This window comes from Bradyrhizobium sp. Mp19 (assembly GCF_029952935.1).
Taxonomy (GTDB): Bacteria; Pseudomonadota; Alphaproteobacteria; order Rhizobiales; family Xanthobacteraceae; genus Bradyrhizobium; species Bradyrhizobium elkanii.
Window position 1 is genome coordinate 1 of record NZ_JASAUT010000096.1, and the last position, 18,002, is coordinate 18,002.

General features: G+C 64.5%; 9 protein-coding genes. 4 read left to right on the forward strand and 5 right to left on the reverse strand.

Annotation, left to right across the window (positions count from 1 at the left end; translation table 11 throughout):
* Positions 1-404: 404 nt before the first annotated feature.
* A complete protein-coding gene (locus QJT82_RS43015) occupies positions 405-707 on the forward strand; it encodes a hypothetical protein (protein ID WP_245288904.1) in 303 nt (100 codons plus the stop codon).
* On the opposite strand, the gene QJT82_RS43020 is transcribed toward QJT82_RS43015, so the two are convergent.
* From QJT82_RS43020 to QJT82_RS43040, 5 genes are all read right to left on the reverse strand, one after another.
* Entirely contained in the window at positions 689-1,249 is a 561-nt protein-coding gene (locus tag QJT82_RS43020) for a GNAT family N-acetyltransferase (protein ID WP_035633357.1), read from the reverse strand. The two genes, QJT82_RS43015 and QJT82_RS43020, sit on opposite strands and share 19 nt — an antisense overlap.
* 7 nt (positions 1,250-1,256) lie before the next feature.
* Positions 1,257-1,790: a tail fiber protein gene (locus QJT82_RS43025; RefSeq protein ID WP_028344248.1), complete on the reverse strand. Its 534-nt coding sequence runs from the start codon at positions 1,788-1,790 to the stop codon at positions 1,257-1,259.
* A 12-nt stretch (positions 1,791-1,802) separates the two neighbouring features.
* Positions 1,803-2,327: a tail fiber protein gene (locus QJT82_RS43030; protein ID WP_028344247.1), complete on the reverse strand. Its 525-nt coding sequence runs from the start codon at positions 2,325-2,327 to the stop codon at positions 1,803-1,805.
* Between the two features lie 12 nt (positions 2,328-2,339).
* Complete coding sequence (locus QJT82_RS43035) at positions 2,340-2,840, reverse strand: tail fiber protein (RefSeq protein ID WP_028344246.1); 501 nt, start codon at positions 2,838-2,840, stop codon at positions 2,340-2,342.
* A 303-nt stretch (positions 2,841-3,143) separates the two neighbouring features.
* A complete protein-coding gene (locus QJT82_RS43040; RefSeq protein WP_028344245.1) occupies positions 3,144-11,129 on the reverse strand; it encodes a cadherin domain-containing protein in 7,986 nt (2,661 codons plus the stop codon).
* Positions 11,130-11,993: 864 nt separating this feature from the next.
* On the opposite strand from QJT82_RS43040, the gene QJT82_RS43045 reads away from it, so the two are divergent.
* The 3 genes from QJT82_RS43045 to QJT82_RS43055 all read left to right on the forward strand — a co-directional run bounded on the left by QJT82_RS43045 (position 11,994) and on the right by QJT82_RS43055 (position 17,814).
* Positions 11,994-13,178 (forward strand): efflux RND transporter periplasmic adaptor subunit, encoded by a 1,185-nt coding sequence (locus QJT82_RS43045; protein WP_245288905.1) that lies wholly within the window; start codon positions 11,994-11,996, stop codon positions 13,176-13,178.
* The gene (locus QJT82_RS43050) at positions 13,175-16,348 is read left to right on the forward strand and encodes a multidrug efflux RND transporter permease subunit (protein ID WP_028344243.1); all 3,174 of its coding nucleotides are present in this window, start codon (positions 13,175-13,177) and stop codon (positions 16,346-16,348) included. Before QJT82_RS43045 ends, QJT82_RS43050 begins: the two co-directional genes overlap by 4 nt.
* Before the next feature lie 275 nt (positions 16,349-16,623).
* Entirely contained in the window at positions 16,624-17,814 is a 1,191-nt protein-coding gene (locus QJT82_RS43055) for an ABC transporter substrate-binding protein (RefSeq protein WP_028344242.1), read from the forward strand.
* Positions 17,815-18,002: the final 188 nt, after the last annotated feature.

The window sequence follows — 18,002 nt, forward strand, 5'->3', positions numbered from 1 at the left end:
CAACGGCTTCCCGCCCACCCTCATCCTGACAGACTTCCAAGACACAGGGACCCATAACCACAGGGTTGCGTTGTTGAAGTGAGCCGTGGCCCGAGCGCTGGCTAAACAATTGGCATCGGTGGTTATGGGTCCCTGGTCGCGCGGAGCCTGTCATCGGGCGGCGCTTCGCGCCGACCCGTTGGCTTGCCCGGGACGACATCGAATATGTGGCGCTCGCGTGAGTCATACATCCGCATCGTCGCGGCGCGCTGCATCCGAGTCTTGCGTTTACTTGCCTCCCCCTGGAAGCAGAGGGCGCCCCGGAATGACGGTGAAAGCTTCAGGTCGAAATCGGATGACCGGCAGAAATCTTGACGGCAACATCGCGGCGTGTGTTACACCTCGAAAGCAACAGGGACGTGCGCATGACATCCACCGTCGATCTCGCCAAACTGCACATTGACGACTTCACGCCGCATCAGGATGCTGAGTTCGAGATGCAGGCGGCGGATCGCGCGGTGGCGCTGAAGCTCGCCAAGGTCGAGCCCGCGGGCAACAGCGGCCGGCCGGGCGGTGCGTTCTCGCTGTTGTTCACGGGCCCGAAGGGCGCGTGGCTGCCGCAGGCGATCTATCCGGTGCGGCATCCGGCGCGGGGCGTGATGGAGATCTTCCTGGTGCCGATCGGCCCGCTCGGAGATGGCAATGGCTATCAGGCGGTCTTCACCTGACGGTCGGAAGCTCCTGCCGCCCGCCACCGCATCAGGTCGTAAACGCCCTTGTCTTCCTCGGTGATGAAGCCGAGCCGCCGGTAGAGCCGCATCGCCGGATTGAGCTTCTCGACATGGATCGAGACGTCCTTGCCGGCGGCCGCCCCCTCGTCGATCGCGTCGCGCAGCAGCGCCGCGCCATAACCCTTGCCGCGATGCGCCGGCATGAAGGCGATATCGATGATGCGGTGCTGGCTCGGCCAGCGCTCGATGTAGAACCGGCCGATGTCCTCACCACCCTGCGCGATCACCAGCCAGTCGGCGTTCGGATAGTATTTCTGGTAATGCGCGTGCTGGGCACGGAATTGCTGATCGAGAAAGGCGGCCTTGTCCGCCTCGCTCCAGGGCACCGGCGCCAGCTCCTCGGCGCGGGTCGAGGCATAGAGCTGGCCGAGGAACGGCAGATCCGGCTCCGCCAGGCGGCGAAAGCGGCAGCCGGAAGCGGCCGCGCGCGTCCAGCCGAACGCTGGTGCGGGCGTGGTGCCTGGCGCGTCGAGACCCAAGACGACCTCAGCCGCGCGCCGGGAAGGCGCCCTGCAGCGCGATGCAGAAGTTCAGCGTGAGGTAAGGCTGCATGTTGTTGTGCTGCTGGTTGCCGCCCGTCATGCCGATCATGGTGGCGTTCATCTGCGTCAGTGTTGGCGTCGCGCTACCGGGCACATAGGCGAAGGCATTGGCCGATTTGCCCAGGATGCGGGTCGGGCTGGGGACCTGAACGTCAGCGACGTCCTGCGTGCCGACGTTCACAGGATGGTTGTGAAGCGGTATCTGGTTTTGCAGCAGCGTCACATTGGGAGAGCCGGTGGTCTCTCCGAGGTCATACAGCGACAGCCCGGGGCCCTGTCCGGGCGCCGCCGGTGCGTTGCCCTGCATGTTGGGAAGCGCGAAGTTCGACGTGCCGTTGCCGCCATAGGTGACGCCGAGTAGTGAGAACAACGCCGTATTCTGCGAGATCGGCAGGATCTGACCGCCGCAGAAGGCCCAGCCCTTGGGAGCGAAGTTGAATGGAAAGATGCGGATCTCGGCGAGAAACTGATCGGACATGTCGTCGCGCTCCTAGCCCTGGCTCGGAAAAATGCCGTACAGCGAAATGATGAAGCTGACGCAAAGCAGCGGCTGCAAATTGCTGTGCGGCTGGTTCCCGCCGGTATTCGTCAGCATTCCGCTCGCCATCGGGCCATCGGGCGGCTGGCCGTCGATATACATGGCGATCGTACCGGTCGTCTGATCGAGAATATTTCCCTGCGGGTTCGACGCGGTGCCGGTCTGCTTCGCGGCGATGAAGGCGTGTGAATGCTGCGGGATCGTCTGCGTCGTGAGTGTTACGTTTTCGACGCCGCCAGTCTGCCCCATGACATAGGTCGTGCCGCTGCTGGCGGTGCCCGTGTGGATTGGCACACGGCCGCGCAGATCGGGGACCGCGAAGGTAGATTGGCCGTCGCCGCCATAGGTGGTGCCGATCAGATTGAACAGCGCGTCGTACTGGGAGATCGCCAACAGGCTGCCGTCACAGAAATTCCATCCGACCGGGGCAAAGTTGCCGCCGAACATACGGATTTCGCCTACAAAAGCTTCTGACATCGGCGCTTCTCGTCAATTCTGCGAGGGGAAAATGCCCTGGAGGGCAATGCTGAAATTGATCGTCAGGAACGGTTGCATGTTCTGATGGGCCTGGCTGCCGCCGGCATTGCCCACGGTCAAGGGATTGAGCGGGGTAATGTCGGTCGTCGACGTGCTGTAGCCGTTGTTGAAGGCACCGAGATAGGCACCCGAATCGAGCGGCTGGCTACCGTTGCTGTTGGTGGCGTTGGCCAAATGATTGTGCTGCGCCATCTCGTTGATCGTGAGCGTGTGGCTCTCCTCGCCGCCGCGTTGGCCGAGCGCATAGCCAGCGCCCGTACTGATCGGCACCCGGCCCCGAAGGTCGGGCAGGCCAAAAGTGACGCGCCCATCCCCGCCATAGGTCGTGCCCAGCAACGAGAACAGCGCCTGATTCTGAGCGATGGGAAGCAGCTGGCCGTTGCAGAATGCCCAGCCCTTGGGCGCAAAGCCGAACGACATCATGCGGACTTCGGAAAGATACGGATCAGCCATAGGTCCTCCGCGAATACGTCGTACGATTTGTAAAAAATTCGAGACAATGATGCTGCGTATGCAACGTCTGCACGATAGCGTGTTTTACGGCCAGTGCAACCTCAACGATTGTCGGGCTCCTGCGTTTTTTTTCGAGTCATTCGCGGCTCGCGACGAGACGGTATCGCCGCTGGCGGCACCGTTGTCACGAATCGGACATGTCCACGCAGACATCATGAGGCGATTGAAATTTGCTGGTATCCGTCAGAGGCAACGCCTGCCGAAACGGTTCGGCAGGCGCTGTGCGGTCGATACGGCGTCCGATCAGACGATCAGGTCATGGTGCGGCTGGGCGTGATTGTCGGCCGGCGTGCCACCCATGGCCGCGAACACCGTCTCGTGGCCGACCCACCAGGGGGGGCCGGCATTGGCGTGCCCGCTGAACAGATCGGAAAAGGCCTGGGTGTTCGCGGCCAGGTCCGCATGGCCGGTGTTGGCCTGCGAGGGCGTCTGGGTGAACGACGAGAAGTCGAAGCCGTCGCGGTTGAGGTTTGCGGATGTGTCGCTCTGCATGGGCATCGCCTTCGCCGATCCCACGTTGGCTTGCGTGACATCCGCCGCAGTTGGCAGCCGCCGCTCGCCATCGGCGAGACTGATATACATCAAGTCGTTGACATCCGATGACGACGTCAGGTCGGGGAGGCCGAGCACGTGTCCCAATTCATGGACCACGGCGGTCAATAGATCGAGATGACCTGCTGCGGCTGTCGACGGATCGGTCTGCAGATCGGAGCCGGAAGCGTTGAGCGCGTGGGTGAACTCAAAATTGTCCAACGGTGTCGAATCGACGAACCAGCCATGGCCGGCGGCATCGGTATCGATCGTGATGTGGCCGGCGCTTTCCAGGCCGACGACCTGGCCGGCGAGATCAGCGACGCTGAAGGTCACGGCACGCAGCGCGGCGAGTTGATCCGCGTCTGCGCCAGCCTTTGCCCATTGGGTAATGGCCGCTGAGACGACCGAGTCGAGCTCGCTCTGTGTCAGGTGGGTTTCGCCCGGGGTCGCGACGGCGGCCTGCACGCCGCCGTCCGCGGCGAGCAGCGGCGATGAGCCGAACCCGTGTGTGCTGCCCGCCGTGACGCTGAATGTCGGCGCCGTGGTGACCGTATTGTGCGCCAGGACGTAACTCGAAATCGCGGCGGTATCGGTCGCGCCGCCGCCATAGGACGAACCATCGCCCGCGTGCAGGCCGACGGTGGTGTCGAACCGATCGCGCAGCCGGATATCGGTGCCGCCATTCGCGCCCGAACCGAGGAACTGATTTTCCTGGGCGCCGGTGCCGCCCAGCGTCAGCGAGACGCTCTGCGCATCGCCTGCGACCGTGCCGGCGTTGAGCTCAAATCCATGATTACCGAACGTGCCGGGGTTGGACACCGTGTTGCCCATGACGATCGCGGTCAATAGGGCGTTGCCGCCGTTCGCAGCGTCACCGGTCTGCAGTTCGATGCCGTCGTTGTTGTACTGATACAGATGGTTGTTGGTGATCGTGACGCTGGAATTGGCCCCGCCCATCGTGACGAAGCCGATGTCGCTGCCCTGGGCGGAGCCGCTGTTCGCGACGCCGGCGACGCCGATCGTGTTGGAATCGATCGTGCCGTTGAACGAGCTTGCTCCCGATCCCGTGCTGATGGCGAGCGCGGTGCCGAGGGCATCACGCATGGTATTGTTGGCGATATTGAAGGTCAGGTTGGCGTGGTCGCCGGTCCCGCCGGAGCTGATGGTGATGCCGCCGCCGCCCGAGACGATGTTCTGGTTGTTGTTCGAGAAGCTGTTTCCGTTCAGCACGAGGTCCGAGCTGACGCCGCCGTGCAGATCGAGCTGGAACAGGTCGCCGCGCGCCGACGTGAATGTCGAATTCTGAACGGTCGCGTTGAATGTTCCGTCGGTGGCCTGGAACACCAGGGCGTCGCCCGAGCTGTTTCCGGCCGCCGAATTGGTCGCAAAGGTCGAGCCGGTGATGGTGATGCGGTTGAGTGTCTGACCGCTGTTATTGAAGACGTGGAACGCATCGAGCGCCGCGCCCGTGAAGGTCGAATTCGTCACCGACGCCGTGCCGGACAGGCCGGTGAAGTAGACGTCGCCCTCGCCGATTCCGCCGACGCTGGTGCCGTTCGTACCGGTCACCGTGGTGTTGCCGAGGGTAAAGCCGGTGACGTTGGTGCCGACGATGCCGTAGTTCTGGAAGTCGTGCATCGCCAGATAAGAGAGCTGAACGTCCTTGGTGTTGTTCAGATAGACGCCGCTGCCCTGCGCGGTGCTGCCGTCGGCGCCGGTCTTGTTGGCGATGGTGCCGCCGCTGCCGGCCGTCGAACCGTCGCCGGTGATGTGCAGGCCGCCATTGCCGGCGGCCGTGCCGGTATTCGACAGGATGATGCCGTTGTTGGACCCTCCGCTCGAGGTGATGCTCTTGAGGATGAGGTTGGACGAGCCGATCTGGGTGTTCTCGACATCGAGCGCGGTGCCGGTGCCTGACGTGATGGAGTTGTTGGTGCCGGTCAGCGTGATGGTGCCGCCATGCGTGAAGCTCATGCCGGTGCCGCTGGCGGTCTTGACCGTGATGTCGGACATCGTGACGGTGCCGACATTGTTGTTGTCGTCGCTGATGCCCATGCCGGTCGAGGCCGAGGTATCGATGCTGACGCCGCTGATGCTGTGGCCGGACGTGCCGAGCAGGTCGATGCCGTTGTCGGCGCCGGTCACCTTGATCACCGGATCGGTGCCGGTCGCGGTGTTCGCGGTTACCACGGCGCCGGTCACCGGATTGGTGAACGTCAAGGAGTGGCTGCCGCCGACCAGGTTGACGCCGTTGGCGAGATTGATGCCGTTGGCCTCGGTATATGTGCCGGACCTCAGCACGACATAGTCGCCAGAGCCGGCCGGATTCGCCGCGTTGTAGGCGGCGATCGAGGTGTATGGATCGGCCGCGGTGCCGAGATTGGCGCTGTTGGCCAGCGCCGTGGGCGAGTTGTCGATGTAGAACACCTGCGGCACGACGCCAACATGGAAGGTCTGGGCGCCCGACGTGAGCGGCCCACCGGTACCGGTGTTGCCGTTGTCGTTGATGTTCAGCGTGACGGTATCAGAGCCGGTGAAGCCGTCATCGCTGTTGTAGGTTAGCGTCGCCAGCGCGGTGTTGACCTGCGCGACGGTGCCGGTCAGCGTCACCGTGTGGCTGCTGTTGTTGGTGAAGCTGGCGAGCCCGGCGGTATTGAAGGTCAGGTTCGCATGGCTTGAGGCAATCGTCGCCGTGACGTTGCCGCTCGCGGCATCGATGTCGGCGACCGAGAGCCCTGAAATCGCGAAATTGGTGTGCGAGAACGCTGTTCCGATCGAATTGTCCGCCGGCACCGACGCGGTGGGTCCGTCGTCCACGGCGGTGACGCTTCCTGTCGTCGATCCCGTCCCAGTGTTGCTGCCGCCATTCGCGGTACCGCCGTCATCGTGCACGGTCAGGCTGTAGGACCGCGCGGTGGTGTCGGGGTTTTCGCTGGTGTTGTTGAACTGGATCAGGTCCAGCGCCGCATTGTAGTGCGCGAGCGTGTCGGTACCGCTGAAACTGATCGTTTCGGTGCCCGCAGTGCTGGTGATCTCGAAGTGGATACCGCCGATATCGCCGCTGTTGCCGGCGTGGCCGGCGATCGACAGCGCATCCGACGGCTTCAGATTGTTCAGCACGAAGGTCGCATCGGTCAGGTTGTTACCTTCGGCGTCCGTGATCGTCAGGTTCGGCGTGATCGTGACCGGCGTCGAGTTCGCTGCCGGCGTGCCGTTCGGCGGCTCGGAGAAGCCGGTGATGGCACCGAAGCTCACGACCGGCGCATCGTTGACCGGGGTGACATGGATGGTCGAGGTCGAGGTGTTGCTGCTGTCGGTGCCGTCGGTGACCGTGAAGCTGACGGTGCGATCGGCCCCGGACGGGTTGTCGCTCGAGTTGAAATAGGTGATGGAATCGAGCGCGGCCTTGTAGTTGGCGACGCTGGAGGAGCCGGTCAGCGTCAGCACGCCGGTCGCGGAATTGTAAGAGCCGGTGATACCGTTCTGGTTGACGAAGCCCAGCACGTCCTGGCCGGCGGCGAAGCCACCGGTGATCTGCACCGTCGCGCCGGTCAGATTGGCGCTGTCGACGTCGGTCACGTTGACCGACGCATCGATCACGGTCGCGGCTTGGTTTTCGGTGTAGTTCAGCGTGCCGCCGGCGGTCGTGACCGGCGGATCGTTGACCGGCGTGACGTTGATGGTGCCGGTGACCGGCGTGGAGGTCGCTGTGCCGTCGTTTGCGATGATGGTGACGGTGCGCGCCAGGCCCGACGGGTTGTCGCCGGTGTTCTGATAGGTCACCGAGGCGAGCGCGGCCTGATAATCGGCGACGCTGGCGGTGCCCGTCAGCGTCAGCATGCCGGTTCCCGCATTGAACGAGCCGGTGATGCCGTTCTGGGACGTAAAGGCGAGGACGTCCTGACCGTTCGCGTAGTTGCCGGTGATCTGCACCGTCGCGCCGGTCAGCGTAGTGTTGTCGACGTCGGACACGATGATCGCCGGGTCGAACGCGGTCGCGGCCTGGTTCTCGGTGTAGTTCAGCGTATGACCAGCAGTGACGACCGGCGGGTCGTTGACCGGGGTGACGTTGATGGTGTCGGTGACGGGTGAGCTGTCGAGCGTGCCGTCATTGGTCGTGATGGTGACGGTGCGCGCCAGCCCGGACGGATTGTCGCTGGTGTTGATATAAGTCACCGACGCCAGCGCGGTTTGGTAGTTCGCGACGCTGGAGGAGCCGGTCAGCGTCAGCGTTCCGGTCGCGGCATTGAACGAGCCGGTGATGCCGTTCTGGTTGGTGAAGCCGAGGACATCCTGGCCGTTGGTGTAGTTGCCGGTGATCTGCACCGTCGCGGACACCAGATTGGCGTCGTCGCCGTCGGTGACGGTGATCGCCGAATCGATCACGGTCGCAGCCTGGTTCTCGGTGTAGTTCAGCGTGTGGCCTGCGGTGACGACCGGCGCCTGGTCGACCACGACGGCGATGGTGAAGGTCTGCTGGCTGTGCAGCGTGCCGTCGCTCGCATCGACCGTGACGTCATAGGACGGGTCGGCAATGTTGATCTTGCTGGGATCGGCGACCGTGATCTTGCCGGTGGTCGCATTGATGGTGAAGCCGCCGCCGGAGGTGTCGCCGACCAGCGAATAGGTCACGGCGGGGCCGTTGACGTCGGTCGAGGATGCCGTGACGCCGGTTCCCGCGCCGATCGGCGCGTTGACCGCAACGCGGTTGGCGCCGGCGTCGGCATCGACCGGGGTCGACGGCGCGACGTCGGTGACGGCGATGGTGAAGGTCTGCGAGCTCGTGAGCAAACCGTCGCTGGCCTGCGCGGTGACGGTGTAGGCGTGCCCGGCCGGGCCTTCGTAGTCGATCTTGGAGCTGTCCGCGACGGTGATGACGCCCGTCGTCGCATTGATGGTGAAGCCGCCGCCGGAGGTATCGCCGATCAGCGACCAGGTCACGGCGGGGCCGTTGACGTCGGTTGCCGACGCGGTGATGCCGACGGTCGAGCCGTTGGCAGCGCCTTCTGCGATCGTGTTGGTGCCGGCGTCGGCATCGACCGGGGTCGACGGTGCGGCGTCGTTGACGGCGATGGTGAAGCTCTGCGAGCTCGCCAGCGTGCCGTCGCTGGCCTGCGCGGTCACCGTGTAGGAATGGGTTGGGCCGCTGCTCTCATAATCGATCTTGGTCGGGTCGGCGACGGTGATGACGCCGGTCGTCGGGTCGATGGTGAAGCCGCCGCCGGAGGTGTCGCCGATCAACGACCAGGTCACGGCCGGGCCGTTGACGTCGGTCGCATGCGCGGTGATGCCGACCGCAGTGCCGGCGGCCGCGCCTTCGACAACGCTGTTGGCGGCGGCATCGCCGTCGACCGGGGTCGATGGCGCAACATCCGCGATGTTGATGGTGAAGGTCTGCGAACTCGCCAGCGTGCCGTCGCTGGCTTGCGCGGTGACGGTGTAGCTGCCGCCCGAGCTTTCGAAATCGAGCTTGCTCGAATCGGCGACCGTGACGACGCCGGTTGCGGCATTGATGGTGAAGCCGCCGCCGGAGCTGTCGCCGATCAGCGAATAGGTCACGGCCGGACCGTTGATGTCGGTCGCCGACGCGGTGATGCCGACGGTCGAGCCGTTGGCTGCGCCTTCAAGGACGGTGTTGGCGCCGGCATCTGAGTCGACCGGGGTCGACGGCGCGACGTCGGTGACGGCGATCGTAAAGGTTTGCGAACTCGCCGTCGTGCCGTCGCTGGCCTGCGCGGTGACGGTGTAGGCGTGGCCGGGCGCGCTTTCGTAATCGAGCTTGGTGCTATCCGCGACGGTGATGACGCCGGTTGTCGCGTCGATGGTGAAGCCGCCGCCGGAGGTGTCGCCGATCAGCGCATAGGTCACCGGCGGGCCATTGACGTCGATCGACGACGCCGTGACACCGACGGTCGAGCCGTTGGCCGCGCCTTCGGCGATCGCATTGGCGCCGGCGTCGCTGTCGACCGGGGTCGACGGCGGGGCTTCGGTGACGGCGATGGTGAAGGTCTGCGAGGTCGCAAGGGTGCCGTCGCTGGCCTGCGCGGTGACGGTATAGGCGTGGCCGGGCGCGCTTTCGTAATCGAGCTTGCTCGGGTCCGCGACGGTGATGACGCCCGTCGTCGCGTTGATGGTGAAGCCGCCGCCGGAGGTGTCGCCGGTCAGCGAATAGGTCACCCCCGGGCCGTTGATGTCGGTCGAGGATACGGTGACGCCGACCGTGGTGCCGGCGGCCGCGCCTTCGACAACCGTATTGGCGGCAGCATTGTTGTCGACCGGGGTCGACGGCGCAACGTCGGTGACGTTGACGGTGAAGGTCTGCGTGCTGGTCTGCGTGCCGTCGCTGGCCTGTGCGGTGATGGTGTAGGCGTGGCCGGGCGCGGTTTCGAAATCGATCTGGGTGGGATCGGCGACGGTGATGACGCCGGTCGCGGCGTTGATGGTGAGGCCGTGGGCATTGCCGACCAGCGAATAGGTCACGGTGCCGCCATTGATGTCGGTGGCGTGCGCGGTGATGCCGACGGCGGTGCCGATGGCGGCGCCTTCGACCACGGAGTTGGCCGCGGCGTCAGAGTCGGCGGGCGCCGACGGTGCAGCGTCGGTCACGCCGATCGTGAAGGTCTGCGTCGTCGAGCTCGCGCCGCTCGTGGCCTGGACGGTGATGGTGTAGGCGTGGCCGGGCGCGCTTTCGTAATCGAGCTTGTTCGGATCGGCGACGGTGACGACGCCCGTCGTGGTATTGATGGCGAAGCCGCCGCCGGAGGTGTCGCCGGTCAGTGAATAGGTGGTTGCGGGGCCGTTCGGATCGACCGCGGAGGCGGTGATGCCGACCAGCGTGTTGACGGCGGCGCCTTCGACGACGCTGTTGGTGGCGGCGTTGATGTCGATCGGGGTGCTGATCGCGACGTCGTTGACGTTGATCGTGAAGCTCTGCGAGCTGACGCCGCCATGGCCGTCGCTGGCCTGGACCGTGATGGTGTAGGCGTGGCCCGGCGCGGTCTCGAAATCGATCTTGGTGGAATTGGCGACGGTGACGATGCCGGTGGTGGGATCGATCTTGAAACCGCCATTGGAGGAGTCCGATGTCAGCGAGTAGGTGACGCCGGGGCCGTTGACGTCGGCCGACGACGCGGTAATGCCGACCGAGGTGTTGACCGCGGCGCCCTCGTTGACGGCGTTGGCGGTGGCGTTGCCGTCGGTCGGTGTCGAGGGCGGCGCATTGCTGACCGCGATCGTGAAGCTCTGCGACGAGACGAAGATACCGTCGGTCGCCTGCACATTGACGACGTAGCTGCCGCCGGAGCTCTCGAAATCGACCTTGGAGGGATCGGCAATCGACACCACGCCGGTATGCGGATCGACCTTGAAGCCGCCATGCGAGGAATCGGATACCAGCGAATAGGTGACCGGAAGACCGATCAGGCTGGTGGATTGCGCGGTGATGCCGACCGATGTATTGGCTGCGGCGCCCTCAACGACCGTGTTGGCGCCGGAATTGGCGTCGGTCGGAGGCGACAGGAAGCCGGGCACCGGCGGATACGGCGTGCCGGGAGGACAGCCGAGGTAAAGATATTGCAGACCATATGTATTGACGAACGCCTGCGCGGCCGGATCCAGAATGATATTGCCGCTCGGATCTAGATGAAGCTCGGGGCGCGTTAAACCACCGATTGTATAGGCAGGTATGGTCGTCATGAGCACTCCTGCGATCGGCGTGAAAGCCGATCAATAACTACATTTGTTGGAGACGATGACGTGTGAAGCATTTCACACGTTGAGGTTGACCACAGGCGACCCGAGATCGCACCGGTCCGCTCGCAATATGCGGACACCGCGACGGTTGCGGAGTCCCGACATCAGCAAGATCAAATGCGCTTGCCATTACGTAATCGCTTCCACTCACTCACGCCGCGAGAAAAGCCCAATGAATGTTCGAGAAAAGCGCGGCGGCCAAGAAAATTTACCGGTTGGCAACCACGACCGTATTGTCGATGTTTCCGAGTGTCAATGTGTGTCCACGTGACACTGCGTCGTTAACCACGATTCGGCCATGCAGCGGGAGGTAGAGTATGGGGATTCGACCATTTTTAATCTTGTGCGACCCCCGGTGGTTTCTGCGCCGCAGACCGAATTGGCGTTGTGTGACGGATATGTGTCGGTGATTCGCCTTGTAATTGATTCCCGGCGAACCATCTGTGATCTCTCCTCACCCGAAAGGCCAGTGAATCTGTCCCTTCCCGTCGTCACGGCTTCGCGATCACGTCGTAAGGCTTTCAGACTACGCAACTATTTGCTTGATCCGGCGGCCATCTTGAACAGACTGGGGAGCGGCTACATCTGTGACGTCCGCTGCCGCGACATTGCGGTGGTCCATCCGCGTTGAATCACCGCAAGTCCAATTGCGACTTTGGTAGCCCTGCACTGATCCTGGGGGAGAGGGAATTGAGTTCGATTGACAGAACGGGACGTGTGGCTCCGGTGACCGGCGTCGAGCGTCATTCGCTTCGCCGCCATGCCTCGCGCGGCCCGTCGCTCAGGCCTTGGTTCGGTCTTGCGCCGATCGGGCTGCTGGCCGCGCTGGCGCTCGGCGGCTGCGACAACAAGAGCGCGCAATCGCAGGCCGCGCCTCCGCCGCCGCCCGTGACCGTGGCGCAGCCGGTTAAGCGCACCGTTACCGATTGGGACGAGTTCACCGGCCGCTTCGAGGCGATCGAGGAGGTTCAGGTCCGCGCCCGTGTCGGTGGCTTCGTCAACAGCGTCGAGTTCAAGGATGGTGCGATCGTCCATGCGGGTGATCTGCTCTACATCATCGACCCGCGGCCGTTCGAGGCGGTCGTGCTGCAGGCCGAAGGCCAGCTCGCCGACGCGCGCGCCAAGGGGGAGCTTGCCAAGCGCGATCTCGAGCGCGGGCTGAACCTCGTGCAGACCAGCGCGGTCTCTGAGCAGGTCGTCGACCAGCGCCGCCAGGCGTTGCAGGCGGCACGCGCCGCCGAGACGCAGGCCGAAGGCACCCTGAAGGCCGCGCAGCTCAACGTCGAATTCACCCATGTGCTGGCGCCGATCACGGGCCGCGTCAGCCGGCATCTGGTGACCCCGGGCAATCTGGTGCAGGGCAGCGAGGGCGGCGCGACGCTGCTCACCTCGATCGTGTCGCTCGATCCGATCTACATCTATTTCGACGTCGACGAGGCGACCTATCAGCGCAACAGCAAGCTGTGGTTCGAAGGCAGGCGGCCGAGCTCGCGCGACACGGCGAACCCGGTGCAGATCGCGTTGACCGGCGAAACCAAGCCCTCGCATGAGGGCAAGATGGACTTCCTCGACAACCGGCTCGACGTCTCGACCGCGACGCTGCGCAGCCGCGCGGTCGTTCCGAACAAGGATCTGTCGGTCCTGCCCGGCCAGTTCGGTCGCGTCCGCATCATCGGCTCGTCGCCCTATGAGGCGCTGTTGATCCCGGACAGCGCGGTTGCCACCGACCAGTCGCGCAAGATCGTGTTCGTGGTCAAGGACGACAACACGGTGGAAGCAAGAGCAGTCACGCTCGGGCCGCTCGACGATGGCCTGCGCGTTGTTCGCGAAGGCCTCAAGGCGGAGGATCACGTGATCGTCGACGGCCTGCAGCGCGCCCGCGTCGGCGCCAAGGTGACGCCGAAAATGGCGCAGGCTCCGGCGGATTCCAAGCCCGCCGCAGGCGACAAGCCCGCCGCCGCTGACAAGCCCGCCGCAGGTGCCAAACCATGAATCTCGGCAGGCTCTCCATCAACCAGCCCATCCTCGCGATGGTGCTGTCGATCGTGCTGCTGATCGTCGGGGCGATCGCCTATCCGACGCTGCCGGTCTCGGAATATCCGCAAGTGGTGCCGCCGACCGTCGTCGTCACCACGCAATATCCGGGCGCCTCGGCGCAGACCGTGTCCGACACTGTCGCCGCTCCGATCGAGCAGGAGATCAACGGCGTCGAGGACATGCTGTATCTCTACAGCCAGGCGACGTCGAACGGCCAGCTCACCATCACCGCGACCTTCAAGCTCGGCACCGACCTCGACAAGGCCCAGGTGCTGGTGCAGAACCGCGTCGCGATCGCGCAGCCGCGGCTGCCCGAAGAGGTGCAGCGCAACGGCGTGACCACGCGCAAGAACTCGCCCGACATCCTGATGGTCGTGTTCATGCTGTCGCCCGACGACACGTTCGACCAGCTCTACATCTCCAACTACGCGCTGCTGCAGGTCCGCGACCAGCTGTTGCGGCTCGATGGCGTCGGCGACATCCAGATGTTCGGCGCGCGCGATTACTCGATGCGGCTGTGGCTCGATCCCGACCGGATCGCCAATCTCGGTCTGACATCGACCGAGGTGCTGGCGGCGATCCGGGCGCAGAACCTGCAGATCGCCGGCGGACAGATCGCCGAGCCGCCGATCGCCGATCGCGCCTTCCAGCCGAACCTCGTCTTCACCGGCCGCCTCAAGGACATCAGGCAGTTCGAGGATATCGTGGTGAAGGCCGGCTCCGACGGCCGCACGGTACGTCTGCGCGACGTCGCCCGCGTCGAGCTCGGCGCGCTGTCCTACGCCACCAACAGCTTCCTGCTGCGCAAATCCGCCGTCGCGCTGCTGGTGACGCAACGGCCCGGATCGAACGCGCTCGCCACCGCCAAGAGCATCTCCGACACGATGGAGCGGATGAAGGCGAGTTTCCCGAAGGGGCTCGACTACAATATCGGCTACAACCCGACCGAATTCATCGCCCAATCGGTCCACGAGCTGATCAAGACGATCTACGAGGCGATGGCGCTCGTCGTCATCGTGGTGCTGGTGTTCCTGCAGGGATGGCGGCCTGCGATCATCCCGATCATCGCGATCCCGGTGTCGCTGGTCGGCACCTTCGCGGTGATGGCCGCGCTCGGCTTCTCGATCAACAATCTGACGCTGTTCGGTCTGGTGCTGGCGGTCGGCATCGTGGTCGACGACGCCATCGTGGTGGTCGAGAATGTCGAGCGACATCTCGAGCACGGCATGAGCAGGCGCGACGCTGCGCTCAAGACCATGGAGGAGGTCGGCGGCGCGCTGGTCTCGATCGCGCTCGTGCTGTGCGCGGTGTTCGTGCCGACCGCCTTCCTCGGCGGCATTTCCGGGCAGTTCTTCCAGCAATTTGCGGTGACGATCGCGGTCGCGACCGCGATCTCCTGCTTCTGCTCGCTGACCCTGTCGCCGGCGCTGGCCTCGCAGATCCTGGTGCCGCATGAGGAGAAACGCCCGCCGGCGCGCTGGAACATCATCGCGCGCGGCTGGGATAGCTTCACCGCGCTGTTCAACCGCGTGTTCGACCGGCTCGCGCACGGCTATGCATCGGTGGCCGACTTCGTGATCCGGCATACGGTGGTGATGCTTGCGCTCTACCTCGTACTGATTGGCAGCGCCGGCTGGCTGCTCGCGACCACCTCGCAGGGCTTCATTCCGGCGCAGGATCGCGGCTATGTCATCATCTCGGCGCAGCTGCCGGGCGCCGCGTCGCTGGCGCGGACCACCGCTGTTGTGCGCGAGATCGAGCGGATCGCGCTGGATACGCCGGGCATCGTTCGCGTCGCGGCTTTCGCCGGCTTCTCCGGTGCGACGCGCACGCAGCAGGGCAACGCCGCGGCGCTGTTCCCGGTATTCGACGAGCCGGAGGCGCGCCTGAAGAAGGGGCTGACGGCGAACGCGATCACGGCCGAATTGCGCAAGCGTCTCTCGGTGATCCAGGGCGCCTTCATCATCGTCATTCCGCCGCCGGCCGTGCCCGGTATCGGCACCGGTGGTGGCTTCACCATCCGTGTCCAGGATCGCCAGGGGCGCGGACCCGAACTGCTGGCCTCCGCGACCGATGAACTGGTGACAGCCGCGCGCAAATCGCCGTCTCTCACGTCGGTGTTCTCTCCGTTCACCGCGAACACGCCGCAGCTGTTCGTCGACATTGATCGCGTCAAGGCGCAGAAGCTTGGGGTGCCGATCGCCAACATTAACGACACGATCCAGACCTATTTTGGTTCGACCTATGTCAACGACTTCAACCTGTTCGGCCGCACCTATCACGTTACCGCGCAAGCCGATCTGCCGTTCCGGAAAGATAGCCCCGATCTCGCAAGGCTGCGCACCCGCAACGTTGCCGGCGACATGGTGATGCTCGGCAGCATCGTGGACTTCAAGGACGTCTCGGGACCCGACCGCGTCGCGCGCTACAATCTATACTCGGCGTCCGAATTGCAGGGTGAGCCGGCACCGGGCGTGAGCTCGACGACGGCGCTCAACACCATCAAGCAGCTCGCCGACCAGACATTGCCGAGCGGCTTTTCCTTCGAGTGGACCGACCTGTCCTACCAGCAGGTCACGGGCGCCAATGCCGGCCTCTACGTGTTCCCGATCTGCGTGCTGTTTGTCTATCTGGTGCTGGCCGCGCAATATGGCAGCTGGACCTTGCCGTTCGCGGTGATCCTGATCGTGCCGATGTGCCTGTTCGCGGCCACGATCGGCGTGCGTCTGATGGGCCAGGACGTCAACATCCTGACCCAGATCGGCTTCGTGGTGCTGGTGGGGCTGGCCGCCAAGAACGCGATCCTGATCGTCGAATTCGCGCGCGACATCGAGCTCGAGGGTCGGTCGCGGCTGGACGCGGTGATCGAAGCCTGCCGGCTCCGGCTGCGGCCGATCCTGATGACCTCGTTCGCCTTCATCCTCGGCGTGCTGCCGCTGGTGGTGTCGACCGGTTCGGGCTCCGAGATGCGGCAGGCGGTCGGTGTTGCCGTGTTCTTCGGCATGCTCGGCGTCACCCTGTTCGGCCTGATCTTCACGCCGATCTTCTACATGGTGGTGCGCAACCTCGCGGAAGGAAAGAACGAGGGCAAGCCGGCGGAGCCCAAGGCGACTGTGGCGGGTTGAGCAGCCTACACTTGTGTCCGTCACCCCCGCGCAAAGGCTTCGCCTTTGTCGCTGGAGGAGCCCGCGAAGCAGGCGTCTCGAAGGGTGCACGGCCACGAGCCGGGCCGTCGACCCTTCGAGACGCGCGTTCCGCGCTCCTCAGGGTGACGGGAAAGCAGCGAGTACCTTCCGACGCAGCCCATACTTTTGGCTGAGCGGAAAGAGATGGGCAGGCGTGGGGTTATAAAATAATGTCGCGCCGATTTTCCTGATAGAAACTGCTGGGAGAGCATAGAATGAAGTCCGGATTTTTGGCCGCGGTCGCGGCTTGCAGCCTGATGCTTGCGGCGCCGGCGATGGCCCAGGGCGTCAAGATCGGCATCCTGAACGATCAGTCCGGCGTCTATGCCGACTACGGCGGCAAATATTCGCTCGAAGCCGCGCGGATGGCGGTCGAGGATTTCGGCGGCGAGGTGCTGGGACAGAAGATCGAGATCGTCACCGCCGACCATCAGAACAAGCCGGACCTTGCGACCGCGATCGCGCGACGCTGGTACGAGGTCGAGAACGTCGACATGATCACCGAGCTCACGACGTCGTCGGTCGCGCTCGCGGTGCAGGAGCTGTCGAAGGAGAAGAAGAAGATCGACATCGTGGTCGGCGCGGCGACCTCGCGTATCACGGGCGATGCCTGCACGCCCTACAGCTTCCACTGGGCCTATGACACCCGCGCGCTCGCCGTCGGGACCGGCGGCGCGCTGACGGAGGCGGGTGGCGACACCTGGTTCTTCCTGACCGCCGACTACGCCTTCGGCTACGCGCTGGAAAAGGATACCAGCGACATCGTCGTGTCGAAGAAGGGCAAGGTGGTCGGCTCGGTCCGCGTGCCGCTCAATTCGTCGGACTTCTCGTCCTTCCTGCTGCAGGCGCAGAGCTCGAAGGCCAAGATCATCGGGCTCGCCAACGCCGGCCTCGACACCACCAACTCGATCAAGCAGGCGGCCGAGTTCGGCATCGTGCGCGGCGGGCAGAAGCTCGCCGGCCTGTTGATGACGCTGTCGGAGGTGAACGGTCTCGGGCTCGAGGCGGCGCAGGGTCTCGTGCTCACCGAGGGCTTCTACTGGGACCACGACGATGCCTCGCGCGCCTTCAGCGAGCGCTTCTTCAAGCGCACCAGCCGGATGCCGAGCATGATCCATGCCGGCACCTATTCGGCGACGCTGAGCTATTTGAAGGCGGTGAAGGCCGCCGGCACCAAGGACAGCGAGGCGGTCGCCGCCAAGCTGAAGGAGCTGCCGGTCGATGACGCCTTCGCCAAGGGCAAGGTGCTCGCGAACGGCCGAATGGTGCACGACCTCTATCTGTTCGAGGTCAAGAAGCCCTCGGAGTCGAAGAAGCCGTGGGACTATTACAAGCAGATCGCCGTGGTGCCCGGCGACAAGGCCTTCTTCACCGCCAAGGAAAGCGGCTGCCCGCTGACCAAGTGAGGCGTGGCTGGCGAAACAAACATCGGTGTCGTCCCGGCGAAGGCCGGGACCCATAACCACCGATGTCGGTTGTTGTGCGCAGCTGGAGCTCCAGCCTTCGCAAAACACCTGCCTGTGGTTATGGGTCCCTGTGTCTTGGAAGTCTGTCAGGATGAGGGTGGGCGGGAAGCCGTTGGGTCCTTGGCGCT